General features: G+C 59.9%; 17 protein-coding genes. 11 read left to right on the top strand and 6 right to left on the bottom strand.

All coding sequences use genetic code 11. The features are described 5' to 3' along the window. Nucleotides 1–99 precede the first annotated feature (99 nt). Together NXS98_RS03365 and NXS98_RS03360 are read right to left on the bottom strand one after the other, a co-directional pair. Nucleotides 100–1,809 carry a rhamnogalacturonan lyase family protein gene (locus NXS98_RS03365; protein WP_283847057.1) on the bottom strand — a complete coding sequence of 570 codons (1,710 nt, stop codon included), beginning with the start codon at nt 1,807–1,809 and terminating at the stop codon, nt 100–102. Between the two features lie 142 nt (nt 1,810–1,951). After that, a complete protein-coding gene (locus NXS98_RS03360) occupies nt 1,952–3,637 on the bottom strand; it encodes a 30S ribosomal protein S1 (RefSeq protein ID WP_283847056.1) in 1,686 nt (561 codons plus the stop codon). Nucleotides 3,638–3,996: 359 nt separating this feature from the next. Between NXS98_RS03360 and NXS98_RS03355 the strand changes: the two genes are divergently transcribed. The 3 genes from NXS98_RS03355 to ilvN all read left to right on the top strand — a co-directional run bounded on the left by NXS98_RS03355 (nt 3,997) and on the right by ilvN (nt 8,733). Continuing rightward, complete coding sequence (locus NXS98_RS03355) at nt 3,997–4,881, top strand: sugar phosphate isomerase/epimerase family protein (protein ID WP_283847055.1); 885 nt, start codon at nt 3,997–3,999, stop codon at nt 4,879–4,881. A 228-nt stretch (nt 4,882–5,109) separates the two neighbouring features. After that, nucleotides 5,110–7,914 (top strand): isoleucine--tRNA ligase, encoded by a 2,805-nt coding sequence (ileS, locus tag NXS98_RS03350; protein WP_283847054.1) that lies wholly within the window; start codon nt 5,110–5,112, stop codon nt 7,912–7,914. 342 nt (nt 7,915–8,256) lie between these two features. Next, the gene (gene ilvN / locus NXS98_RS03345; protein WP_283847053.1) at nt 8,257–8,733 is read left to right on the top strand and encodes an acetolactate synthase small subunit; all 477 of its coding nucleotides are present in this window, start codon (nt 8,257–8,259) and stop codon (nt 8,731–8,733) included. Nucleotides 8,734–8,741: 8 nt separating this feature from the next. Here the strand turns inward: ilvN and NXS98_RS03340 are convergent, their stop codons facing one another. Together NXS98_RS03340 and NXS98_RS03335 are read right to left on the bottom strand one after the other, a co-directional pair. Continuing rightward, nucleotides 8,742–9,530, bottom strand: coding sequence for a DUF1559 family PulG-like putative transporter (locus tag NXS98_RS03340; RefSeq protein ID WP_283847052.1), 789 nt, complete (start codon nt 9,528–9,530; stop codon nt 8,742–8,744). Between the two features lie 21 nt (nt 9,531–9,551). Next, entirely contained in the window at nt 9,552–11,174 is a 1,623-nt protein-coding gene (locus tag NXS98_RS03335; protein WP_283847051.1) for a hypothetical protein, read from the bottom strand. A 263-nt stretch (nt 11,175–11,437) separates the two neighbouring features. Here NXS98_RS03335 and NXS98_RS03330 point away from each other — a divergent pair, with 263 nt between their 5' ends. Together NXS98_RS03330 and NXS98_RS03325 are read left to right on the top strand one after the other, a co-directional pair. Continuing rightward, nucleotides 11,438–12,724 (top strand): TolC family protein, encoded by a 1,287-nt coding sequence (locus tag NXS98_RS03330; protein ID WP_283847050.1) that lies wholly within the window; start codon nt 11,438–11,440, stop codon nt 12,722–12,724. Between the two features lie 24 nt (nt 12,725–12,748). After that, a complete protein-coding gene (locus NXS98_RS03325; RefSeq protein WP_283847049.1) occupies nt 12,749–15,913 on the top strand; it encodes an efflux RND transporter permease subunit in 3,165 nt (1,054 codons plus the stop codon). Here the strand turns inward: NXS98_RS03325 and NXS98_RS03320 are convergent. Then, nucleotides 15,906–16,367 carry an RrF2 family transcriptional regulator gene (locus NXS98_RS03320; protein WP_283847048.1) on the bottom strand — a complete coding sequence of 154 codons (462 nt, stop codon included), beginning with the start codon at nt 16,365–16,367 and terminating at the stop codon, nt 15,906–15,908. The genes NXS98_RS03325 and NXS98_RS03320 overlap by 8 nt on opposite strands. A gap of 176 nt (nt 16,368–16,543) precedes the next feature. Between NXS98_RS03320 and NXS98_RS03315 the strand changes: the two genes are divergently transcribed. The 6 genes from NXS98_RS03315 (at nt 16,544) to murQ (ending at nt 23,355) form a co-directional block, all read left to right on the top strand. After that, nucleotides 16,544–17,644, top strand: coding sequence for a sulfate ABC transporter substrate-binding protein (locus NXS98_RS03315; RefSeq protein WP_425499950.1), 1,101 nt, complete (start codon nt 16,544–16,546; stop codon nt 17,642–17,644). A gap of 19 nt (nt 17,645–17,663) precedes the next feature. Further along, nucleotides 17,664–18,512, top strand: a complete 849-nt coding sequence (locus NXS98_RS03310; RefSeq protein ID WP_283847047.1) for a M14 family metallopeptidase — start codon at nt 17,664–17,666, stop codon at nt 18,510–18,512. A gap of 48 nt (nt 18,513–18,560) precedes the next feature. Then, the gene (gene cysT / locus NXS98_RS03305) at nt 18,561–19,385 is read left to right on the top strand and encodes a sulfate ABC transporter permease subunit CysT (protein ID WP_283847046.1); all 825 of its coding nucleotides are present in this window, start codon (nt 18,561–18,563) and stop codon (nt 19,383–19,385) included. 15 nt (nt 19,386–19,400) lie between these two features. Continuing rightward, nucleotides 19,401–20,330, top strand: a complete 930-nt coding sequence (gene cysW, locus NXS98_RS03300) for a sulfate ABC transporter permease subunit CysW (RefSeq protein WP_283847045.1) — start codon at nt 19,401–19,403, stop codon at nt 20,328–20,330. After that, nucleotides 20,327–21,430, top strand: coding sequence for a sulfate/molybdate ABC transporter ATP-binding protein (locus tag NXS98_RS03295; protein WP_283847044.1), 1,104 nt, complete (start codon nt 20,327–20,329; stop codon nt 21,428–21,430). The genes cysW and NXS98_RS03295 overlap by 4 nt, the downstream gene beginning before the upstream one ends. Before the next feature lie 104 nt (nt 21,431–21,534). After that, the gene (gene murQ / locus NXS98_RS03290; RefSeq protein WP_283847043.1) at nt 21,535–23,355 is read left to right on the top strand and encodes an N-acetylmuramic acid 6-phosphate etherase; all 1,821 of its coding nucleotides are present in this window, start codon (nt 21,535–21,537) and stop codon (nt 23,353–23,355) included. Here the strand turns inward: murQ and NXS98_RS03285 are convergent. Then, nucleotides 23,334–24,311: a uroporphyrinogen decarboxylase family protein gene (locus NXS98_RS03285; RefSeq protein WP_283847042.1), complete on the bottom strand. Its 978-nt coding sequence runs from the start codon at nt 24,309–24,311 to the stop codon at nt 23,334–23,336. The two genes, murQ and NXS98_RS03285, sit on opposite strands and share 22 nt — an antisense overlap. Nucleotides 24,312–24,314: the final 3 nt, after the last annotated feature.

Genomic DNA, 24,314 nt, shown 5'->3' with positions numbered 1-24,314 from the left:
AACGCACTCAGTTCTTTGGGCTTCATGGGGTATGATAGGCCAAAAGACTCACTTTTGGCAACAATGATTTTATGTCCTCCACTTCACTGTGGAATGCCGTCAGCGAGGGATTTGCGGCATGAGGGCCAAGGGGGCGCTCAGTTGCGGGGGATAAAAGTAGCCCATGGTTTGCACGGCAACATCGTTGCGATAGAGGCGGTCTTGCAACAAACAGGGGCGGCGGTAATTGGAGGGTGTGGTGGTGGTATAGATGCGGATTTCCCCCTCCAAGGCAGTAATGATTTCCTCGCGCCAATCGCCCAAGCAATCGGCAATGGCGATGATGGTGCCTTGGAATTCTCCCACTTTCTCGCCTCCATACCGGAGGATGCGTCCATTGCGGCCGCCCCCCATGGCAATCATTTTGGTGGGGCCATCGAGCCAGTAAATGGCCTTCGGCGATAATTCGCCCATGTTTTCATGATTAATGAGCTTGCCGCTGGCGGCATACAGCCAGTAGTTGCTGCCGCCCTTGGCTTCCCCCGCATAACATTCCATTCCCGGTTCCTCGGGGATGATGTCGCCCACCATGCCCTGGCCATGCACGTGAACGGTGATTTCGGGATTGCCCCAGATTTGTTTCCCGGTGTGCGCCTCCACCAGGCAGACGGTGTTGCTCTGGCGGCCCGGCTCGATGCCATAGAAGATTTCCAGGCCCAGCCGGGCGGGGTCAATATCGGCAACGTAGCAAACATCCGGATGGCCTTTGCGGGTGTTCCACAGACCCTTGCCGTCATCATCCAGGACCGCGGCACCCAGGATGATTTCATCGCGGCCGTCGCCGTCCACATCGGCGGCATGCATCCCGTGCATGCCTTGGCCACGATAGGACTGGTACTCGCCCGCGGCCTCCCAGTACCAGATTTGTTCGAGCTTCGCGTTGAGGGCCTGGATTTTGATAAGGCGGTAGGTCCCACGGATGATGACGAGACTGGGATTTTTGCCATCGAGATAAGCCACTCCCAACAGATTCCGGCTGTAGTAATTGTAGTCCTCAAGTCCATCGCGGCTGGGCCAGGGAATGCGCTGCAATTCCCTGCCGGTCAGACCGTCCAATTTGATGAGATACTCGGGGCCAGAACGCACATGGCCGGTGGGTTCACGGGGGTCGCCCTCACCGGCCTTGCAATAGACTTCGGCCCTGCCATCACCATCCAGGTCATAAACCACAATGGGGGAATACCAGATGCCCGCCTCGATGGCCCAGCCCATGTCGTGGCGCCAAAGAAAAGTGCCGTCATGGCGATAAGCCTCCAGTTTATAAGTGGTTTCACTTTTTTTCCAATAACCGGGTTGTTGATAGGGGTCGGTGTTGAAGTCCGGCTGTTTGACCAGGTAATCCAAACGACCGTCACCGTCAAAGTCCCCCAAGCCCATTTTCTGGGCCTTGTAGTTGCCCTGCAATTTGAAGGAAAGATACTGGCGGGGTGGTTCGCCGGCGTTGACCTTGATGGCCGCCGCGGGTTGCGGCGGCTCGCCATAAGGCGTGACCGTATAGTACCAGGTCTTGTCGCCGGCAAGCAGGTCCACGTAATTGCTGGTTTCGCGGACGATGGCAAGGCGCTCATAAGGGCCATTGGGGGCAGCGGAGCGGTACACTTCAAACATCAGATTGGGCGGGTCTCCGGCCAGAAAACGCCAGCCCAGATAAACATGGCCCTCGCCACGGGGAAGGGCTACGAGGCCGCGGTCCAATTTTTCGGCAGCCCCCAAAGTTGCCATCGCCGCCATGAGCGCAAGAACGGCAAGGCGCAGATAATTCGGCTTCATGGATTTCTAATATCACCAGCCTGCCCTTGGGCAAAGCAGAAATGGAGGGAGTTGCCAAGGCGCTGGGGGGAGGGCCGTAAAAACGAAAAACCCGGTGAACTGGGACCAGTTCACCGGGCTGCAAACAGAAGGAAGGAGCGGGTTATTGTTGGTCCTGCTCGCGGCGTTCCTCGTCCGCGGCCTCGAAGGCATGCTGCAGGGCCACCAGGTCTTCGCCCGGTTTAAGGGCATCCAGGGCGGCCTGCTCGGCTTTGAGCTGCTCCGCGGAGTAGTTGGCGGCCTTAATGGACAGGCCGATGCGACGGTCCGCCTTGTCAATTTTGATGACACGGGCAGTGACTTCCTGGCCCACCTTGAGCACGTTTTTGATCTTGTCCACGCGCTCCTCGCTGACCTGCGAGATGTGCACCAGGCCGTCAATGTCGTGCTGCAAGCCCACAAAGGCGCCGAAGCTGGCGAGCTTGGTCACCTTGCCGGTCACCAGATCGCCCACTTTGTAGTAGTCATCAATGTGCTCCCACGGATCGCTGGTGAGCTGCTTGATGCCCAGGGCGATGCGCTGATTGGCCTTGTCAATCTCGAGCACCACGGCTTCGACTTCCTCACCCTTCTTGAGCACTTCGGAGGGGTGATTGATTTTGCGCGTCCAGGAGATGTCGGACACGTGGACCATGCCGTCAATGCCCTCTTCCAGCTCCACAAAGGCGCCGTAGCTGGTGAGGTTGCGAATCTTGCCTTTGACGCGGGTGCCGGGCGGGTACTTCTCCATCGCCTTGTCCCACGGATTGGTTTCAAGCTGCCGCACGCCGAGGGAGATTTTTTGTTCGTCGCGGTTGATGCCCAGGACCACGGCTTCGATTTCCTGGTCGGGCTTGAGCACATCGGACGGTCTGGCGATGCGCTTGGTCCAGGACAATTCGGTGACGTGCACGAGGCCCTCGACACCCGGCTCCAATTCGACAAACGCGCCGTAGGGGACCAGATTGACCACCTTGCCTTTGACCTTCTGGCCGACCTGGTATTTCTCCTCGATGTTGTCCCACGGATTGCGCATCTTCTGCTTCAAGCCGAGGCTGACACGCTCTTTTTCGCGGTTGACTTCGAGCACCACCACGTCAATTTCCTGACCCACCTTGAGCATTTCGGAGGGGTGATTGATGCGGCCCCAGCTCATATCGGTGATGTGCAGCAGGCCGTCCAGGCCGTTGAGGTCAATGAAGGCGCCAAAGTCCGTGATGTTCTTGACGGTGCCCTTGCGGATGTCGCCCGGCATCATTTCAGCCAGCAGTTTGGCGCGGCGCTCGTTGCGCTCCTGCTCAATCAGCTCCCGGCGGCTCAGGACCACGTTCTGCCGCTCCTGATTGACCTTGACCACTTTGCAGGTGATGGTCTGCCCGACGAATTGTTGCAGGTTGCGCGGGGGCGAAACGTCCACCTGGGAGGCGGGCAGAAAGGCCTCCACGCCAATGTTCACAATTAGTCCGCCCTTGACGGCGGCCTTCACCACGCCGGTCACGGTGGCGCCTTCATTGGCAATGGCCAGAATCCGCTCCCAGTTTTGCTTGAATTCGGCCTTCTCCTTGGAGATGTGGAGATACCCTTCCTTGTCCTCCAGTTTTTCAATCAGGACGGGGATTTTGTCTCCTACCTTGACCTTGTCAAATTCGATGAATTCCGTGGCGGGGACGATGCCCTCGCTTTTGCCTCCGATGTCCACCAGGACTTCCTTGGGGCGGACTTCGATGATGATGCCTTCGACGATATCCCCTGCGCGGAGGGGACGATCATACTGTTGTAATAACTCTGCAAACTCGGCGTTCGTAGCCATTCGTGTTTATGGGTTAATGGGGAGACTTTTCGGGGAAACAGCCCCGGAAGACTCCGCTGCCTAACCGGCCATTCGTTGCTCCGGCAACGGAGGTTAAAGGTTAGGTTACTCGTTTACCGCTCATTTCTCAGCCTCTGGTAAGCTCCCGCACTCGCGGGGCTCAGGCAAGGGGCGAACATACGGGGCTGAACTGCTTTGACAAGTCTTTTTTTAAGTTTTTTGAGCCGCCCACATTGGCGTCAGATTCTGCTCCTGCCAGGGGCGGTTTGGTGGCAAGTCCAGAAGGCCCCCCCCTGCCCGGAGCACCGGCACTTCTGCTATTTGCAAAGCCCGGGTTTTATGATATGACTTGAAGCGGCATGAAAATATCCATCACTTCCTGGGCCACCGCGTTGGTGTGTTTGACCGCAACCGCTCTTTGGGGCGCTCCGGCACCCAAGGAGAAACAGGCGGGCATTGGCGGCAGTTTTCGCGGGCCGCTTGGCCTGCAGCTTTACAGCCTGCGCAATGAGTTTGCCAAAGATGTACCCGGCACGCTGGCGAAGGTCAGAGATTACGGCATCAAGTATGTGGAACTGGCCGGCACTTACAAACTGCATCCGTTGCGCTTCAAAGAAATGCTGGATGCGCATGGGCTGGTGCCCATTGCGGGCCACTTCAGTTATGAACAGTACCGTGACAAAATCGAGGAGGTCATCAAGGAAGCAAAGATTCTGGGGTTGCAGTACGCCGGCTGCGCGTGGATACCACACAAGGCGCCCTTTGATGAAGCCCAGGCACGGGCCGCCATTGCGGTGTTCAACAAGGCGGGCGAAGCGCTGGCCAAGGAAGGCATCAAGTTCTTTTATCATGTCCACGGATATGAGTTTCATCCCTACAAGGACGAAACCTTGATGGATTTAATGATTAAAGAGACCAAGCCGGAATATGTGGCTTTTCAAATGGATGTCCTGTGGGTGTTTTATCCGGGACAGGACCCCGCCAAATGGCTGCAAAAATATGGGAGCCGCTGGGAATTGATGCATCTCAAGGATTTGAAGCAGGGAGTGGCGCGGGGAAGTCTTTCTGGAAGCACAGACGTCACCAATGATGTGGCGCTGGGCACCGGCCAGGTGAATTATCCGGAAGTGCTGCGGGCGGCGCGCCGGGCCAAAGTGAAATGGTACTTTATTGAGGATGAATCTCCCACCGCCGCGGAGCAAATTCCACAGAGCCTGCAGTTTTTGGAGCGAGTGCGTTTTTAGGGCATCATCCACGTCCACCCGCCGGCTACGAGCCTCCCTCCCTCTGAGGCAGGGCGGCCCAATGGCCGCAGGAACATTATTTCCAGCCGATCGAGCGGGACTAGGCCCGCCTGCCAGGGAGGCCGATGCCTTCTGGCAAGGATGGCCATGACCCGGCGGATAATTTACCCTTTGAGTTTTCGTGCCGCCAGTGGTAGCGTCGCGGCCCGATTGTGGGAAGGATGCAAGATGGACTATAAGACGACATTGAACCTGCCCAGGACGGACTTCCCCATGAAAGCCGACCTGGTCAGCCGCGAACCGGAGCGGTTGGAGCAATGGGAAAAGGCGCGGCTGTATGAGCAAATCATGGCGGCCCGCGCAGGCGCGCCCAAGTTTGTGCTCCACGATGGCCCCCCTTTTGCCAACGGCGATGTGCACATTGGCACGGCACTCAACAAGACGCTCAAGGACATTCTCATCCGGTACAAATCCCTGCGGGGTTTTTGCGCGCCCTATGTGCCGGGGTGGGATTGTCACGGGCTGCCCATTGAGTTCAAGGTCATCCAAGAGCTGCGCAAGGCCGGGAATGCCGCCACAGACCCCGCCGCCATCCGGCGGGAATGTGATGCTTATGCGCGCAAGTACATTCAAATTCAGCGGCAGCAGTTCAAACGGCTGGGCGTGCTGGGCGATTGGGAAAATCCTTATCTGACATTAAACAAAGAATACGAGGCCGATGAATTGCGGTTGTTTGCGGATTTGGTGGAACAAGGGTTTATCTACCGCGGGAAGAAACCGGTGTACTGGAGCATTCCCTGCCGGACGGCGCTGGCGGAAGCGGAAGTGGAATACCAGGACCATCTCAGCCCCAGCATTTATGTAAAGTTCCCGCTGGTGAATCATCCGGGCAATTTCCTGCTGATTTGGACCACGACGCCCTGGACCCTGCCGGCCAATCTGGCGGTGGCCTACAATTCCAACTTCACCTATTCGGTGGTGCAAGTGGAGGCGGAGCTGTACATCCTGGAAACGATGCTGGTGGGGACGGTGGCGGAAAAGTGCCAATGGGAGAATTATCAGATTATCCGCACGCTGTATCCGGAGCATTTGAAAGAGCTGGTGTACCAGCATCCATTCTGCCAGCGCACCGGCCGGCTCTATGCGGGGGATGAGTTTGTGGACAACCAGACGGGCACGGGTTTTGTGCACATCGCGCCCGGGCATGGCATGGAGGACTACCTGCTGGGCTTGCGGGAGGGGCTGCCGATTTACTCGCCCGTGAATGATGAGGGTTGTTTTGCCCATACCGCAGATTTGCCGGTGGAGCAGCAAATGCCGGCGGCCATGGTGGGCAAATCCATTTTGGAAAAACACGGCAAGAGCGATGCCAATGAGGCGGTGCTCCACGAATTGCGTGCGCGTAAATTACTGCTGCACCAGGAGAACTATCATCACAGCTATCCGCACTGCTGGCGCAGCAAAACGCCGATTATTTTCCGCGCCATGGACCAATGGTTCATCCGGGTGGACCATCAGGGTTTCCGGCAGCGCGCCCTCGCCGAAATTGACCGGGTGCAATGGGTGCCCGCCTGGGGGGTCAATCGCATCAAAGGCGCCGTGGAGGCACGCCCGGATTGGTGCATTTCGCGGCAGCGGGCGTGGGGTGTGCCGTTGCCGGCTTTTTACGATGCGGACGGCCGGCCGATTCTGGATGCCCGCATTGTGCGGGCGGCCGCCCGGTTGATTGAAAAGCACGGCAGCCAGGTCTGGTTTGAGACGAAGGCCGAAGAGCTGTGGAAACTATTGCGCCCGGAGGATTGGAACGGGCCGGAGGCCGCCACCAAATCCATGGACACGCTGGACGTGTGGATTGATTCCGGCTCCTCCTCGCGGGCGGTATTGATGCGGCGCCCGGAACTGCGCCACGGCAAGGCGGACGGGGCGGCGGAAGACTGGCAGGCCGATGTTTATCTGGAAGGTTCGGATCAACATCGTGGATGGTTCCAATCCTCGCTGTTGCTTTCCCTGGCAGCCCACGGGGCGGCGCCCTTCAAAACCGTGCTGACGCACGGGTTCATGGTGGATGCGGATCGCGAGAAAATTTCCAAGAGCAAGCAGGGCCAAGGGGGCTACCTCAAGCCGCAGACCTCGGAGCAGTACATCAAAGATCACGGCGCGGACGTGGTGCGTCTGTGGGTCTCCTCCCAGGATTATCGAAATGACATCGTGGTCAGCGACGAGCGCATCCGCAAAGTGGGCGAGACGTACCGGGTCATCCGCAATGCCCTGCGCTATCAGCTTTCCAACCTTTACGATTATGACCCGGCACAACATGGAGTGCCGACGGAGCAACTAACCGGGCTGGACCGCTGGATACTGAATGAACTGGCCACGGTGGAGCAGGAAGTCATGGCAGCTTATGAGGCCTATGAATTCCACACGGTTTATCAAAGGTTGAGCCAGTTTGCCGCAGTGCAGCTCTCGGCCATTTATCATGATCTGGTCAAAGATCGGTTGTACACCGATCCGGCCAACAGCCCGCGGCGGCGGAGCACTCAAACCACGCTGCACCGGCTGGTCACCAGCCTGAGCCAGATGCTTTCGCCCATCCTAGTGTTCACCGCGGATGAGGCATGGGAGCATCTCCCGGGCCGGGCGACGGAATCGGTGCACCTGAGCCAGTGGCAGGCGCAGGGAGTTCCCCTGCCGGAAGACCAGCGCGCCTTGTGGCGACGGATGTTGGAAGTGCGGGAAAGCGCCCTGGCCGAGCTGGAAAAAGCGCGTCAGGCCAAGTTGATTGGCAAAGCCCTCGAGGCCCAGGCGACCTTGACATTGAGCCGTGAAGATTACGCGCTCATGGCGTCGTTGCAGGAGGATTTGCGGGAGCTGTTGAACGTCTCGCAACTGCATCTCAAGCAAGGGGAGCAACTGGCAATCGTGGTGGCCAAAGCCGCAGGGGAGAAATGCGAACGCTGCTGGCATTGGGAAACGGATGTGGGAAGCCATGCGGAGCATCCCACCTTGTGCCGCCGTTGTCTGGCAGCCATTTAGGCCGGGAGCGGTGGGTGAGAGGATGGCTTTCCGCAGGTTGCGGGCGTCAGGCGGGGCACGCCAGCCAGGCGAAAATTCGGGTGAATTTATTTGACCGGCGGCAGAGAGGCCGCTATGGTTTGCGCCGAATGTTGGCAGAGACACACAAGCTGTGGGTGCTGGTAGGCGTAGTCGGCAACGACTGACGCGGCCCGGAGCTTTGGTGTGCTTGCCTCTTGGCCGCCCGCGGTCTCCAGGAGAGACGCGGGTTTTTGATTTTCAGGCCGCCACGCAAGCCACCCTCGGCCGGCAAACCGGATGACAATGAACCGCAGTCACAATCAACCACGCGACTAAATTATTATGCGACATACCATCTCTGTCCTGGTGGAAAACAAGTTTGGGGTGCTCACCCGGGTGGCGGGTTTGTTCAGCGGGCGCGGGTACAACATTGACAGCCTCAATGTGGCCCCGACCATGGACCCCAAAATCTCGCGCATGACCATCGTTACGCGCGGGGATGACGCCACGCTGGAGCAAATCATCAAGCAACTGGATAAACTGATTAATGTGCTGGAAGTGATTGACTTCCGGGACGGCGAATATGTGGACCGGGAGCTGGCGCTGGTGAAGGTCAAGGTGGATGCCAAATCGCGGTCGGAGGTGATGCAAATCACGGACATTTTCCGCGCCAAAATTGTGGATGTGCAGCCCAAGTCGTTGACCATCGAGATTACGGGCGGGGAAAGCAAGGTGGAAAAGTTCATCGCGCTGATGAGCACTTTTGGGGTGCAGGAATTGACCCGCACCGGCAAGGTGGCCCTGCCCCGCAGTTCCTGAAGCATTCCTTATTGGGCTTTGTCGGCCTGCTCCAGGGCGCGCAAGATGCGGCTGAAGGCGTCGCGGATATCGCTGTAGTCGCGAACGTCCACCGAATAGCGGGCGTCCTGATTGGGGCGGGAGGCCACGCCGCCGTCGGCGAACAGAATATTGACGTTCTGCTGGCGGTGATGCGTGCGTGGTTTGACGTTGAACGTGGCCAAATCCTCGGGACTGAGGAATTGCGTGTCCATCGCCAGTGCGCGGATGGGGTCGCCATTGCGATTGTAACCCAGCCGGCCCAGGACGGGAGCCTCGGGCAAGGGCGCGCCGGGGGTGTCGAACAACCGGGTGTTGCCGCCGTGCCGATAATAGTAGCTGCTCTGAGCCTGAGTGCGGCCCACTCGGTCCAATTCCACATCCGCATCCAGGGGCTGGTCAGAAGCGGGGCAGAAAAAGACTTTGGGAGTGTTGGCCAGATACTCGGCCAGCAACAAACCCAATCCTGCGGGGGCGCCATTTTGAATGGACAACAGGCTGGTGGGTGAGCCGGTGGAGGGATAGAAACTGGCGGGACTGGTAAAGGGCGGGGCCTTGGGGCCAAACGGGATGCGGCCATCGTGGTCATGCGCATAGGCATGCACCGCAAGGCCGATTTGCCGGAGGTTGGAGATGCAAGCCGCCTTGCGCCCCGCCTGTTTGGCCGAGGCCAGCACCGGCAGCACCAGGGCCATGAGCACCGCAAGAATCAACACCACAACCAGCAGCTCCACCAGAGTGAAGCCGCCGACGGCCTCAGCGTGTCTGCGGCGGCGCATGATTAGCTTTTTTCCCGGGCCTCAAGGCTGCTTGCGCCATAACAGGTATTTGGCGTCGGCATCTGTGGCCAGTATGGAGAAGATGACATGGCCGGTCTGGTTCGTCAATCGGGCCGCCGGGGTCCAATGCGCAGTGGGCTGGCGCAAGTCGGCGGTGGTCATCGCTTCAAGGACATCGCCCGGTTCGCCGCGCACCACTCCCTGGAATTGCCCGTTGGTTACACGGGGCGCAACGGTCTGCGGCTCCTGGAACGCGGCCAGGCGCACGTTGTCTATGTCAAAGAATCCGCCCTGTTTATCAAAGCCGGTGGTGGAAAGCAGTTCGATGCCCACCGGGCGCCCCGCCCAGGGATCGGTGGGTTTGACGGTGGGGATGCGCACCTTGTAATCGCGGAAAAAACGGACGAATACTTCATTGGTGTACACAATGGAGGTGGAGGCGACGGGCACGCGGTTGGTGGCCTCGTCCAGATAATACAGGCCGATGCGCATGCTGGCGCCGTTGGTCATGGCGCCGCCGCCCCCGAAAACGGCCACCGTGAGTTCATAGGCCTGGCCCACTTCATAAACCGCGTCGAATTCCGGGGTGGGACGTTGTCCCATCATGTCGCGCGCATAACGGTCAAGGTACAAACCGACCTGAGGCACGGCAAAGAGCCAGATGGCCTGGGAGCCGTGCATGTTGGGGGTGTGCTCGGCATTGGTGACGGCCGGATTAACAAATACGCCGGTCAACTGGGACCACAAGAAACCCTGGCCTTCATCAAACCAGAACGGTTTGGGAGATTTTTCCCAGCCCGTGATGACGATGTCCACGAAAGGCGTGCGCGGTGATTCAAAGGAGCCGTTGGGCACCGGGATGATTTCCTCCACTCTTATATTATCCAAGTCCCAATAACCGCCCATGTTGTCAAAACCGGCGAGGGACATGATTTCCACGCCGATAATCTGGCCGGCGCAGGGGTCCTGGGGGGTGATTTTAGGGGTTTCGAGGGCAAATTCCACCAAGTGATTGAAGTTGCTGAAAGTATCCGGGGTGTTCGTGATGACGAGCGAGGCCACGGGCACGCGGTTGGAGGAAGCATCAAGATAATATAGGGAGGCGCGCAGGGGGACGCCGTTGGTCATGGCGCCGCCACCGCCCATGACGCCCAGGCTCAAGCGATAGGCCCGGCCAGGCCGGTAACGCGCCTCACCAGCGGGCGCGTTGGAGGTGGCAGGCCAGCGTAATTCTTGGAAGATGCCCACCTCGGGCAGAGCAAAGAGAAAGGCGGCCTGGGCGCCGTGGAGGTTGTCAATGTAAGCCGGGTCATTGGTGCTGACATTGAGAAACTGGCCGCTGAGGTTAAACCATTGGCGGACGGGGTCCTGGGGATCCTCGACAAACCACATGGGTTTGGGCGTTTTCTGCCAGGCGTCCATGCGGGGGTCAGCGAAAGTGGTGGTGGGCGATTCAAATGAACCATTAGGCACATATAGCCGTGCTGCCTGCGCCCCCAGTATGGAGGCGCACAAGACGAGGCAGGCCCAGTGGGAAAGGTAATTCCTCCTCACAAAGATGTCCGCCAGCGTTGTCAGTAACCTGTTTTCTGTTCTGCCGTTGAACCGGGCGGCAGCCCCCTTTTCAGCGCGATTGCGATTCATAACCTTGGTTAAAACATCGTAAATATGAGACAAAGGCACTGAATGGCAAATTAAAAATCAAGAGGCCCTTGCCGCGCCCAAGTCATGGATTATTTTGCAACGCGATAAAGAGCCACAAGCTCGACGGAGGCCGTTGCTGGTACCCTGGCAAAGTCAGGCCGTCACCGTTGTTGGCGAGGTAACGGGAATCCTGGCAACAGCCACCGAGGAATAATGAAACAATCCGGTTGACACCGTACAAAAACTAAAGAGACCATAATGGCATGTTGAGCCTCAGGCCACTTTCAGGCGTCCTCTTCGCTCTCGCCTTACCCATCTTTTTAACCTCTGCGCCGGCAACGGCGTTGGCCGCTGCCACCAACCCGGTGGTGCAGGTGGAGCAATTGGTGGAGGAAATCCTGCAGCGCAACCCGGAGCTGGATTTTTATCGCGCCGAAATTGCCGCCGCCAAGGCCGGGCAGCGAACGGCACGCCAATGGAGCAACCCTGAATTCACGGCCGAACTGGGCAGCAAACGTGTTTGGGAACGCCACGGTCCGGCCCTGGGGGATGGCGTTGCCTGGTCGGTCTCCGTCTCGCAAACGTTTGAATGGCCCGGCCGCCTTGCCTTGCGCAAGGCCATTGCCAACCGCCAGGTGGAGCTGGCCCAACTGGGGCTATCCCATTTTCGCAATCAACTGGCCGCCCGCGTTCGTGCCACCGCTCGCGTGGCTTTTGCCGCCCAGCAAAGGGTGGATGTGCTGGAGGAAATTGGGCAGCGTCTGGAAAGTTTGCTGGCGGTGTTGGTGCAACGCGAGGCCGCGGGCGTGACTCCGGTGTTGGACCAGCGGATACTGGAAGCGCAACGGCTGGGCTTGGAACAACGCGCTCACGAGAACCGGCAGGAGCGCGACCTGGCCCTCATCGAGTTAAATCAATGGCGCGGCCTGCCGGCCGATACCCCTCTGCGGCTGTCGGCCAACTGGCAACTGGTCACGAATGTTCCTCCCCTGCCCCAACTCATGTACTGGGCGCTATCCAACAGCTTTGAATTGCGGCTGCGGCAGGTGGAACTGGCGCAGCAAGGTTTTCAAGTCGAGCTGGCCCGGCATGAGCGTTACCCCACCATCAAAGTTGGGCCCTATTACTCCGCGGAGTCGGCGCAGGATACCGAACGCATCGTCGGCGTGGCGGTCTCTCTCCCGCTGCCCCTGTGGAATAAAAACGAAGGGGCCATTGAAGCCGCCCGCGCCCGCCAGATGCAGGCCGAGGCATCGCTGCGGATGTTGCAGCTTGAATTGGAAAAACAGGTGGCCCGCCATGCGCTGGCGTTGCGCCAACAGCTCCAGTATCTGAACCGGTATCCCCCGGAAACCATGGAAGCTTTCCGGAAGGCGGCAGACCTGGCTGATGAGCATTATCGTCTGGGGGCGGTACCCGTGACGCTGTATGTGGAAATGCAAATGAAGTATTTGGAGGCATATGAGGCGATGTTGACGGCCCGGCAACAGGCCATGGAACATCAGCTTCAACTCGAGGCGCTCCTTGGGCGGCCCTTGAATGGTTTATAAGCATCCCCACCTCGTGAGGCTTGCATGTTGCATTCATTGATAGATGCTTCGCTGCGGCAACGCACGTTTCTGCTCCTGGTGGCGCTGGTATCGCTGGGGATTGGCCTGTATTCGGCCATGCACCTGCCGATTGATGCCGTGCCGGACATCACCAGTCCGCAAGTCCAAATCAACACCGAAGTGCCCGCCCTTGCTCCGGAAGAATCGGAAAAGGCCGTCACCATTCCGCTCGAGCTGGAGCTGTCCGGCATTCAGGGCGTCGAGGAGATGCGCTCGCTGACCAAGTTTGGCCTTTCTCAAATCACCCTCATCTTCAAGGACCGCACTGACATTTACCGCGCCCGCCAACTGGTCTCGGAACGTTTGATGGCGGCGGCGGAACGGCTGCCGCCCGGGCTGGTACCCACCCTGGCGCCCATCAGCACGGGATTAGGAGAAATTTACTACTACACGCTGGCCTGGCGGGCGGACGCCACCAACAAACCTGCCGACCGCATGGAACAACTGCGGGAGCTGCGCGAATTGCACGAGTTTGTCATCAAACCCATGCTTCGCGCCACGCCGGGCATCGCGGAAATCAACGCCAACGGCGGCTATGAGAAGCAGATTGTCGTCCAACCCGACCCGGAGGCTCTGGCCCGGGCGGGTTTGTCCTTTGCGGATTTGGCGCAAGTGGTGCGGGACAATGCTGAGAACGCCGGGGGCGGGGTCATTCATTCCGGCCCCAATCAGTTGACGGTGCGCACGGTCAGCCGCGTCATGAATGCGGCAGACATTGCGGGTTTGCCCATCAAGTTTGCGGCCGGGGTGCGCCCGCTGCTGGTGCGCGATGTTGCCCGCGTGGAAACCGGAACCCGCTTCCGCACGGGGGCCGCCACGGAGAATGGCGAGGAAACCGTGCTGGGGTCAGCCATGATGCTGGCCGGGCAGAACAGCCGGGTGGTGGCGCACCGGTTTCATGAGCGCATTCAGGAAATCAGTTCGCGGCTGCCGCCCGGGGTGGAAATCCGCACTCAGTACAACCGCGCGGATTTGGTGGACCGCACCATTACCACCGTGAAAAAGAATCTTTTTGAAGGGGCCATCCTGGTCATCGTGGTGCTGCTCCTCATGCTGGGCAACTGGCGGGCCGCCCTGATTGTGGCCGCGGCCATTCCGCTGAGCTTTCTCTTTGCCCTGACGGGCATGTTAAATCTGGGCATTTCCGGCAATCTCATGAGCCTGGGGGCGGTGGATTTCGGCCTCATCATAGATGGCGCGGTGGTGATGGTGGAAAATATTGTGCGCACCCTGGGAGAGAAACAGCGTCATCTGGGTCGTCCGTTGACGCGGGTGGAGCGCCTGCAAACCGTGGCTCAGGCCAGCAAGCAGGTGGCCAATCCCATGTTTTTTGGCGTGCTCATCATTACGCTGGTTTATGTGCCCATTCTCGCGCTGACGGGCATTGAGGGGAAAATGTTTCATCCCATGGCCATCACGGTGATGCTTGCGCTCGGCGGCGCCCTGGTGCTGGCACTGACCCTGATGCCGGTGCTGTGCTCGTACCTGCTGGGGGGGCGCCTGCGCGAGGAGGACAACTGGCTGGGACGCATCATAAAAAAGGCCTATGCCCCCTCGTTGCGGCTGGTCCTGCAACGGCCGTGGATCATTCTGGTCAGCACCATCATCTGGACGGCGTTGTCGGTGGCGGCTTTTCGCCAGTTGGGCGCGGAGTTTGTGCCCAAACTGGACGAAGGCTCTCATACGGTGATGGTATATCGCACCAACAGCATGAATCTGGACGCCTCGCTGGAGATGGAGCTGGCCACCGAGCGCCTGCTGCTGAAGATTCCCGAAGTGGAGCGCGTGTTTTGCCGGTTGGGCACCAGCGAGGTGGCCACCGACCCGATGCCGCCCAGCCAGAATGACCTCTACATTTTCTATAAACCCCGCGAGCAATGGCGCAAGGTCGGGGGGCGCACCATCACCAAGGCGGAGCTGGCGGCCCTCATTGAGGAGGAAATTGGGCGGGAACTGCCCGAGCAATCTTTGCTGTTTGCCCAGCCGATTGAGATGCGTTTTAACGAGCTGCTGGAAGGCGTGCGCTCCGACCTGGCGGTCAAGATTACCGGCCCGGATTACGATATTCTGGAGTCGCTCGCCGCCCAGGCGAAGGAGCTGCTGGAAAAGGTGCCCGGCGCGGGGGAGGTGGAGTTTGAGGCGCAGGGACGCGCCCCCGTGCTGGAAATCCACCTCGACCGGGATGCGCTGCAACGGTATAATTTGCGTGCCAGCGAGGTCAATCAAACCATTCGCACGGCGCTGGCGGGCGAAACCGTGGGGTGGCTCTATGAAGCCGACCGCCGATTTGCGATGGTGGTGCGGCTGGCCGGCGACCTCCGCCAGCGCCTGGAGATTATTCGCCAGCTTCCCGTGCGAGTGCACGAAACAGGCCTGATTCCGCTGGAAAAAGTCGTCCAGTTTCGCACCGTTTCCAGCGTGGACCCCATCGTCCGGGAAGATGGGCATCGGCGCGTGGCCATCATGGTCAACCTGCGCGGGCGGGACGTGGAAAGTTTCGTCAAGGATGCCCAAGCGCGACTGGGGGAAAACTTGAAGCTGCCGGAGGGATACGGTTTGGAGTTCGGGGGACAATTCAAAAACCTGCAGGTGGCCCGGCAGCGGCTCTTGATTGTCGTGCCCGCCACCCTGGTGCTCATCTTTCTGCTGGTGTTTACCGCGTTTGGGAGCCTGCGCCAAACCTTTCTCATTTACACTGGGGTGCCGCTGGCGGTCACCGGGGGGATTTTTTCCCTGTATTTGCGCGGCATGCCCTTCAGCATCACGGCGGCAGTGGGATTTATTGCCCTCAGCGGGGTGGCGGTGTTGAATGGCGTGGTGATGTTAAGCTATTTCAATGAACTGCGCGAGCGCGGCCTAACCATCTGCCAGGCGGTCTTTGAAGGTGCGATGACGCGTTTGCGGCCGGTGTTGATGACTGCCTTTGTGGCCAGTTTAGGATTTCTTCCCATGGCCATTGCCACGGGACCGGGGGCGGAAGTCCAGCGTCCGCTGGCCACGGTGGTCATCGGCGGCATTTTAAGCTCAACGTTCATCACGCTGGTTCTCCTGCCCGTGCTCTATGTGTGGTTTGAGCGGGAGAAATGTGCCGACGACAGAGACTCCACGGCGGCGGCAAAAGCTAAATGACAAAGTCCAACGGACTCTCCACCGGCCCCTGCAAGCGGCGGTAGCGCTCACAGATGTCGGCGAGGGTGATGCGCTCCAGGGTTTGGACCAGCGTTTGGCGAACTTCGGCCATGACACTGCGGATGCCGCAGCGGGACTCATCGGGGCAGGAGCAGGGTTGATAGAAATGCTGGCTGACACAACTTACGGGCGCCAGGGCGCCCTCCAGGTGCCGGAGCACCATGGCCAAGTTAATTTCCTCCGGACGCCGCGCCAGTTGGTAACCCCCGCGCAGGCCGCGGCGGCTTTCCACCAGCCTTGCTTCCCGGAGGTCATTGAGGATGTGCTCGAGGTACCGCTTGGGGATGTTTTGGTGGCGGCTTATCTCCTGCATGCTGACCACGCCCTGGCCGTAGCGCAGGCCTAAGACTGCCAAAGCCCGCAAGGCATATTCCCCGCGCGATGTCAGTTTCATAGCGCCGTAAATGTACACATATTAATCGTATTTTTCAAAAATAATTTATTTATTGGTATATATATTATTGCATAACAGTGCTTTATAAATATTATAAAAAGTACATTGACATAGTAGATTTTTGGTTTAGATTGCTTGTGTAGCATTAACGGACAATGCCACGGACAACAAAACAGATGAGCAGGACAAGGGGCCAGAGGCCTTGCTTGTTTGTCTGGTTTTGGCGGGGTGTTGGCTTGTTTCTGGGAGGATTACCAAGGGCGAAGTCCAGGTGGGCAATCTGGCTGGGGCTGGTTTTGGCGGTGGCGGGTCTTGGGGTGGGGTTGCAAGCCGCAGAAATTCGGCTGCTGAATGCCTCTTATGACCCGACGCGCGAGTTTTATACGGAAATCAACCAGGTTTTCACCCGGCAGTGGTGGGAAAAGACGGGCCAGAAAGTGAACATTCTGCAGTCGCACGGTGGCTCGGGGAAGCAGGCGCGCGCGGTGATTGATGGTTTGGATGCGGATGTTGTGACACTGGCGCTGGCCTACGATATTGATGCGATAGCGCAGAAAGCGAGGTTATTGCCCACGAACTGGCAGGAGCGTTTACCCTACAACAGCGCCCCCTACACGTCGCTCATTGTCTTTCTCGTGCGCCAGGGAAATCCCAAAGGCATCCGGGATTGGCCTGATTTAATCCGTGCCGATGTTAAAGTGGTGACCCCCAATCCCAAGACTTCCGGGGGCGCGCGCTGGAATTATCTGGCGGCGTGGGCGTACGCTTTGGAAAAGCACCAGGGAGATGAGAGCAAGGCGCGCGAATTTGTCACGGCCATTTACCACAACACGCCCATCATGGATTCCGGGGCGCGCGGCGCTGCTACCACGTTCATCCAGCGCGGCATTGGGGATGTTTTGATTGCGTGGGAAAATGAGGCTCTGCTGGCGGTGCGCGAGGCTGGCAGGAACAAGGTGGAAATTGTGATTCCTTCGCTGACCATTCTGGCCGAGCCGCCGGTCGCGGTGGTGGAGCGGGTGGCTGCCCGCCGCAAAACGCTGGAAATCGCGCGTGCGTATTTGGAGTTTCTTTACACCCCGCAGGCGCAGGAAATCGCCGCCCGGCATTTCTTTCGCCCGCGCCAGACCGAGGTGTTGGAAAAATATCGGCAGCAATTTCCCGAGACCCGGCTGGTGAAGTTGGAGTCTGTGTTTGGCAACTGGCAGGCGGCGCATAAACGCCATTTTGCGGAGAATGGTGAATTCGACCAAATGTTGCGCCGTAAATTCCGATAAAAAACTGATTTATTCTTCCATGAAACTTGCCGTCGCAAAAAGTTTTGCCGAAAATCACGACATAATTAGTCGTCATCAACTCATGCACGAAGTGGGCATCATTCAAAAGCGTTTGGCGGAAGTGGAGGCACAGGCCGCCCAACATGCTTCGTTTTTGGATGCCTCGCCCTTGAGGCATGAGTCGGGCGATGCTCCCGGGGTGTCCCTGCCCCGTTTTATTTTTCTTGGGCCGCAAGGAGGTGCGGAGCCTTTGCGGATTGGGATTTTTGCGGGTTTGCACGGGGATGAGCCGGAGGGGGTGCTGGCCGCGTTGGAATTGTTGCGGCGCTGCGCCAAGCAGCCCGCGCTGGCGGAGGGCTATTGCCTGTATGTATATCCTTTGTGCAATCCAACGGGTTTGGCGGCGGGCAGGCGGGAGTCGGCTTCTGGCAAGGATTTGAATCGCGAGTTTTGGCGCGGCAGCCGTGAGCCGGAAGTCGTGTTGCTGGAGGCGGAGCTGCGAGCTCACCGCCTGAACGGTCTCATAGCGCTGCACACGGATGACACCAGTCCCGGCTTTTATGGTTACGCCAGCGGAGCCTCGTTGAGCGAGCATTTGCTGCCGCCGGCGCTGGCGGCGGCCGAGGCCTTTGTGCCCATCAACCGGGCCAGTCAAATAGATGGATTTCCGGCGAGCAACGGCATCATCCGGGAAGGATTCACCGGCGTGTTGCATGGGCCGCCGGAGCAGGCGCCGCAACCATTTGACATCATTTTGGAAAGCCCGCGAGCCGGGGAGATGCAAGCCAAACTGGAAGCGCTGGTGAGGGCTTCGCTGGCGCTGCTGTCGGAGTACCGCCAATTTATTGCCTATGCGGCGAATTTGTAATTGGCAGGGGGCCGGAAACAATTTAGACAAAAGATAGACCGCCAAAAAATGTCCACACGCAAAACCACCCTGCTGCCGGGCTTCGGCCTGACGATGGGCTTTACGATTTTTTATCTGAGTCTGATTGTGCTGCTGCCGATTGGGGCGTTGTTGTGGCGGGTGGCGGAATTGAGCTGGTCTGATTTTTGGCGGGAAGCGCTCAGCGAGCGGGCGCTGGCGGCTTATCGGCTGACCTTTGGGGCATCCTTATGTGCGGCGCTGATTAACGCGATTTTTGGGGCGTTGCTGGCGTGGGTGCTGACGCGGTACGAATTTCCCGGGAGGCGGCTGGTGGATGCGCTGGTAGATTTTCCCTTTGCGCTGCCCACGGCGGTGGCGGGTTTGACGCTGGCCAGTTTGTTTGCCGAGAACGGCTGGCTGGGCCGGTATTTGGCGCCGCTGGGCATCCAAGGGGCCTACACTCCGTTGGGGGTGGTGATTGCGCTGACTTTTGTGGGGCTGCCGTTCATGGTGCGGACGCTGCAACCGGTGCTGTCGGCGATGGAGCGGGATGTAGAGGAAGCGGCGGCCAGTCTGGGGGCGGGCCGGTGGCGCACGTTCACGCGGGTGATTGCTCCGATGCTGCTGCCGCCGATGATCACCGGCTTTGCGCTGGCATTTGCGCGGGCGATTGGGGAATACGGCTCGATTGTTTTCATTTCGGGCAACTTGCCGTACCGGACCGAGATTGCGCCTTATCTGATTGTGACACGGTTGGAGGAATACAATTATCTGGGGGCCATGGCCATGGCGGTGGTGTTGCTGGCGATTTCGTTTGGGCTGCTGGCGCTGGTGAACACGATTGAACGGTGGGCCGGACGTTTTCAGGAATGAGCCGGGGACACGATTATGGCGGGACACGTTAAAAGCCAGATCAGCGCGCCACGGCGGAAATTGCGGCGCAGCACGGATGAACCCGCGTGGGTGCGGTGGGGGCTGACGGGGCTGGCGATGGCGTTTGCGGTGGTGTTTCTTTTTCTGCCGCTGGCCAATGTCTTTGCCCAGGCGCTCAGCCGGGGCTGGCAGTATTACCAGCAGTCCATTGCGCATCCGCACACGCTGGCGGCGATTAAGTTGACGCTGCTGATTGCGGCGATTTGCGTGCCGCTTAACTGCCTCTTTGGGCTGGCGGCGGCGTGGGCCATTGCGAAGTTTGAATTTCGGGGCAAGTCCATCCTGACCGCGTTGATCGACCTCCCCTTTTCGGTTTCACCGGTGGTCTCGGGCTTGATGATTGTCGTGCTATTTGGAGCGCAGGGAGTGCTGGGCGAGTGGCTGCGGGAGCGCGGGATTCATATCGTGTTTTCGGTGTCGGGCATGGCGCTGGCCACCTTGTTTGTGACTTTTCCGTTTGTCGCCCGGGAGCTGATTCCGGTGATGCAGGCCAGCGGCTCGGATCAGGAGCAGGCGGCCCTGACGCTGGGCGCCAGCGGCTGGCGGACGTTCTGGCATGTGACGCTGCCGTCGGTCAAGTGGGGGCTGCTGTATGGGATCATTCTCTGCAACGCCCGGGCGATGGGGGAATTTGGCGCGGTCTCGGTGGTCTCCAGCCACATTGCGGGGCTGACGGATACCCTGCCGTTGCGGGTGGAAAAACTTTACAATGAATACAATGCCGCCGGGGCCTTTGCGGTGGCCAGCCTGCTGGCGATGCTGGCGCTGGTGACGCTGGTGATTAAAACCTGGCTGGAGTGGCGGGTGGCCCGCGAGGAATGGCTGGCGCAGCAGGCCCCGGAGGCAGGGGCGCCGAGTGAAAATGGGAATTCAGGGAACGCATGAGCATTCAATTACGCAATTTAACGAAGCGTTTTGGCCACGTCGAGGCGGTGAGCCGGGTCAATCTGGAAGTGCAGGATGGAGAGCTGCTGGCTCTGCTGGGGCCGAGTGGCTGTGGCAAGACCACGGTGCTACGCATGATTGCCGGGCTGGAGGAGCCCACTGAAGGGGACATTTTCATTCATGGGGAGCGCGTGAACCATGTGCCGGTGCAACGGCGCAATATTGGGTTTGTGTTTCAAAATTATGCGTTGTTCAAGACGATGAACGTCTTTGACAACATTGCGTTCGGGTTGAAGGTCAAGAAGTGGAAAGCGGAGGCGCAGGCGCAGCGCGTGCAGGAATTGTTGAAATTGTTTGATTTGGAAGGACTCAGCCAGCGGTATCCGCATCAGCTTTCGGGCGGGCAGCGCCAGCGGGTGGCCATTGCCCGCGCGCTGGCCATTCAGCCGCGGGTGCTGCTGCTGGATGAGCCGTTTGGGGCGGTGGACGCCAAAATCCGGCAGGAATTGCGGGAGTGGCTGGTGCATTTGCATGACGAATTGAATCTGACGACCATTTTTGTCACCCACGATCAGGAAGAGGCGATGGAGGTGAGCCGGCGGATTGCCATTTTTTCGCGCGGGCGGCTGGAGCAAATCGGCACGCCGCGCGAGGTGTATGAGCAACCGGCCAATGAATTTGTGGCGCGGTTTGTGGGGGTGATGAATGTGCTGGAGACGGTGGTGCGTGATGGGATGGCGCGGTGCGGCGAGCTGGAATTTCCGGCGCACGGGCTGAATGAAGGACAGGCCATGCGGATTGGCTTCCGTCCCTACGCGGTGCAGATTTCACCGGATTTGACCCAGTACCGTTACCGGGCGGTGTTGCGGCATACGTTCTTTTTAGGCATCATGTTGCGGCTGGAATTGGAGCTGCCGTCCGGCCTGACCATTCGCGCGCGAATGACCAAGGAGGAATACCATGCGCTGGGGCTGCACGATAACTGCGAAGTGTCCTTCCAAATCAAGGCCTACCGGATTCTGGCGCAGGAAGGCGCGCCTCTGCCGCCGGAGACCAGCCAGATCATCGAAATGCCACCCAACCTGGGCGAGGGCATCTGAGCCGTTCGGGGGGCGGGACAGGCGGGTGGAGGGCATGCGCCCGCCTTCCGGATGGGGCCATGCGCAGGCTTGCATTCCAGCGGTAATCGTCGAATGATGGGGGCATGGCTTTGACGGCTGGCCCATTCCCCAACACACCCAAACTGCTGGGCATCGAAGGCGGCGGGACCTGCACGGTGGCCCTGTTTGTCCAGGGTGAGCAGGTGCAGCGCTGGGAGGGGGGGCCAGCCAATTTGCATCTACTAACCGATGAACAGTTGACGGAGCTATTGCGGGAGGTTGCCCGTCAATTTCCGCGCCCGGATGCCCTGGCGATTGGTTTGCCTGGGGCACGGTTGGAGTCAGACCGCGAGCGCATTCGGCGAGCGGCGGCGGAGTGCTGGCCGGCGGTGCCCTGCCTGGCGACCAATGATTTGGAAACCGCGCTGGCGGCACAGCCGGCGCGCCAGCCGCTGCCGCGGGTGTTGGTGCTGAGCGGCACGGGTTCTTGTTGTTACGGGCAGACGGAGGGGCGCGGGGTGCGCACTGGCGGTTGGGGACATTTGCTGGGCGACTGGGGCAGCGCGTATTGGATTGCGGTCACTGCTTTGCGTCAAACACTGGCCATTTATGACCATACGCGCCGCTGGCCGGCGCTGGGGGCGCGCTTTTTGACACGGCTGAATTTGAATGTGCCGGAGGATTTGATTGATTGGGCCAAAACGGCCACCAAAGACCAGATGGCCGCGCTGGCGGTGACGGTGTTTGACGCGGCCAATGCCGGTGACCGGCACGCCGAGGCGGTATTGCGGGAGGCCGCCGAGCACCTGGCCAGTGATGCGGCGGCGTGCGCCCGGCGGATTGCGCGCCCGCGGTCGGCGGTGGAGTTTATTCTGGCGGGCGGCACGCTGTTAAAGCAGCCCCGATTCGCCGCGCGGGTGTCCCGGGAGATTCGGGCCCGCTGGCCGCAGGCCAAGGTGGTCAAGCTCAGCCGGGAAAGCGCATGGGGAGCGGTGGAATTGGCGGCGCGGCTGGCAAGGCTGCCCAAGGCTCCGTGCTTGAGGAATAACAACGCCGCATCCATCAAACTTAATCCCCTTCTTTCGCCCACCGAGGAGCCCAACCCGCGCTCCCGGCATCTGGACGAACTGCCGCTGTCCCGGGCGATTGATTTGATGTTGAGTGAGGAGCAACGGACCCCTGCGGCGGTGCGGGCTGCCCGCCGGGATTTGGAGGAGACCATTCGCCGGGTGGTGCGGGCCTTCCGGCGTGGCGGGCGGCTTTTTTATGTGGGCGCAGGCACCAGCGGACGGCTGGGAATCCTGGATGCCAGTGAATGCCCGCCCACCTTCAGCGTGCCAGCGGAGATGGTGCAAGGCATCATGGCGGGCGGGGCGCCGGCGGTGTTTCAGGCGGTGGAAGGGGCGGAAGACGATGAGGCGGCGGGCCGGCAAGCCATGGTGGGACGAGGGATTACGGCCAAGGATGTGGTCATCGGCATCGCCAGCAGCGGGCGCACGCCCTTTGTCTTGAGCGCACTGTGCCAGGCACGCAAGCTCGGCGCCTACACGGTGCTCCTGCATTGCAACCCGCGGCTGCAATTACCGGAGGAAAAACAGCCCCACCGATTTATTTGCCTGCCCACGGGGCCGGAGGTGCTGACCGGCTCCACGCGGCTCAAGGCGGGGACGGCCACCAAACTGGCATTGAACCTCATTTCCACGCTGAGCATGGTGCGCCTGGGCAAGGTGCTGGGGCATTGGATGGTGGACATGCGGCCCACCAATTCCAAGCTGCGCGCGCGGGCGGTGCGCATCGTCAGTCATTTAACCGGCGCCCCCCCTGAACAAGCGCAAGCGGCGCTGGAAGCGGAGGACTGGAACATCCGGGAAGTGGTGCGGCGGCTGGGGCGGCGGCGTCCGGCTCACGAGAGGGAGGCGAGGTAGTCTTTGATGAGCTGAACGTTGCCGGGGGGTGTTTCATACGGCAGGCAACCGGTGCCGAGCAAACAATTGGGATGGCCCGCCGTCAGCGCCACGATGCGGTCAATTTCGCGGTAAATGCGCTCCGGCTGGTCGCAAGCCACAATGGCGGCGTCCATGTTCACCCGGATGCGCACGTGAGGATGCTCCACTTTGGCACGCGCCACAAAGGCGGCCTGGTTGGTTTCGACATTGCACACGACAAAGTGCGTGCCGGTGGACATCAATTCGTCGTAAATGCGGAAGGTGTCGCCGCCCATGATGCAGGGCACGGGGTGTCCCACGATGTCCGCCGCGAGACTGAGTATGCGCTGGAGGGCGGGCAATTCGATTTCGCGAAACTGGCGCGGGGAAAGCAAGGGGGGCGCGGCGGCGGACTCGAAGAAGGCGATGTCCAATCCTGCCGCGGCAATGGCACGGCAAAAGCGGGCCTGGTTATCGGCGAGCTGCATGAGCCAGCGGGCCGTGAGTTGGGGGCGCAGAGCCACGTCTTCACAAAGGTTCTGGATGCCGCGCAAATTAAAGGCAACCGAGAACGGACCAGCCACGGGAAGGCGCACGTCGGCCTCGGGCAGGTCACGTTTCAAGCGCTGCGCCACGGCGATAACCATCGGCAGGCGGCCATCGCGCTGCGGGTCAAAGGGCGGCAGGGCCAGCCCTGCTTCGACACTATCCACCAAAGGTTCATGGATGGCGGGGATGCCGTTGCCTTCCGGCACGGTAATGTGGGCGCCATAGGCTTCGGCTTCCAGGTTGTAGATGTCAATGCCCACCACTACGGGCGTGTGGTGGTAAGTCAGCCAGGCGGCGCGGTGTCCGGCGTATAGGAGTTCAGGGTTGCGGGAGACTTCCCACGGCGTGCGCCCGACAAAGCGGGCAGCGTGCTCGTACACGGCCGGCGTAAAAGGCAGGTTCATCATCGC

This window comes from Fontisphaera persica (genome assembly GCF_024832785.1).
Classification (GTDB): Bacteria; Verrucomicrobiota; Verrucomicrobiia; order Limisphaerales; family Fontisphaeraceae; genus Fontisphaera; species Fontisphaera persica.
This window is presented reverse-complemented; position numbering and strand designations above follow the sequence as displayed.

Bases quoted from the DNA above. Each gene is read 5' to 3' on its own strand.
- NXS98_RS03365 (WP_283847057.1), bottom strand. From the start codon at position 1,809: ATGAAGCCGAATTATCTGCGCCTTGCCGTTCTTGCGCTCATGGCGGCG.
- NXS98_RS03360 (WP_283847056.1), bottom strand. From the start codon at position 3,637: ATGGCTACGAACGCCGAGTTTGCAGAGTTATTACAACAGTATGATCGT.
- NXS98_RS03355 (WP_283847055.1), top strand. From the start codon at position 3,997: ATGAAAATATCCATCACTTCCTGGGCCACCGCGTTGGTGTGTTTGACC.
- ileS (WP_283847054.1), top strand. From the start codon at position 5,110: ATGGACTATAAGACGACATTGAACCTGCCCAGGACGGACTTCCCCATG.
- ilvN (WP_283847053.1), top strand. From the start codon at position 8,257: ATGCGACATACCATCTCTGTCCTGGTGGAAAACAAGTTTGGGGTGCTC.
- NXS98_RS03340 (WP_283847052.1), bottom strand. From the start codon at position 9,530: ATGCGCCGCCGCAGACACGCTGAGGCCGTCGGCGGCTTCACTCTGGTG.
- NXS98_RS03335 (WP_283847051.1), bottom strand. From the start codon at position 11,174: ATGAATCGCAATCGCGCTGAAAAGGGGGCTGCCGCCCGGTTCAACGGC.
- NXS98_RS03330 (WP_283847050.1), top strand. From the start codon at position 11,438: ATGTTGAGCCTCAGGCCACTTTCAGGCGTCCTCTTCGCTCTCGCCTTA.
- NXS98_RS03325 (WP_283847049.1), top strand. From the start codon at position 12,749: ATGTTGCATTCATTGATAGATGCTTCGCTGCGGCAACGCACGTTTCTG.
- NXS98_RS03320 (WP_283847048.1), bottom strand. From the start codon at position 16,367: ATGAAACTGACATCGCGCGGGGAATATGCCTTGCGGGCTTTGGCAGTC.
- NXS98_RS03315 (WP_425499950.1), top strand. From the start codon at position 16,544: ATGAGCAGGACAAGGGGCCAGAGGCCTTGCTTGTTTGTCTGGTTTTGG.
- NXS98_RS03310 (WP_283847047.1), top strand. From the start codon at position 17,664: ATGAAACTTGCCGTCGCAAAAAGTTTTGCCGAAAATCACGACATAATT.
- cysT (WP_283847046.1), top strand. From the start codon at position 18,561: ATGTCCACACGCAAAACCACCCTGCTGCCGGGCTTCGGCCTGACGATG.
- cysW (WP_283847045.1), top strand. From the start codon at position 19,401: ATGGCGGGACACGTTAAAAGCCAGATCAGCGCGCCACGGCGGAAATTG.
- NXS98_RS03295 (WP_283847044.1), top strand. From the start codon at position 20,327: ATGAGCATTCAATTACGCAATTTAACGAAGCGTTTTGGCCACGTCGAG.
- murQ (WP_283847043.1), top strand. From the start codon at position 21,535: ATGGCTTTGACGGCTGGCCCATTCCCCAACACACCCAAACTGCTGGGC.
- NXS98_RS03285 (WP_283847042.1), bottom strand. From the start codon at position 24,311: ATGATGAACCTGCCTTTTACGCCGGCCGTGTACGAGCACGCTGCCCGC.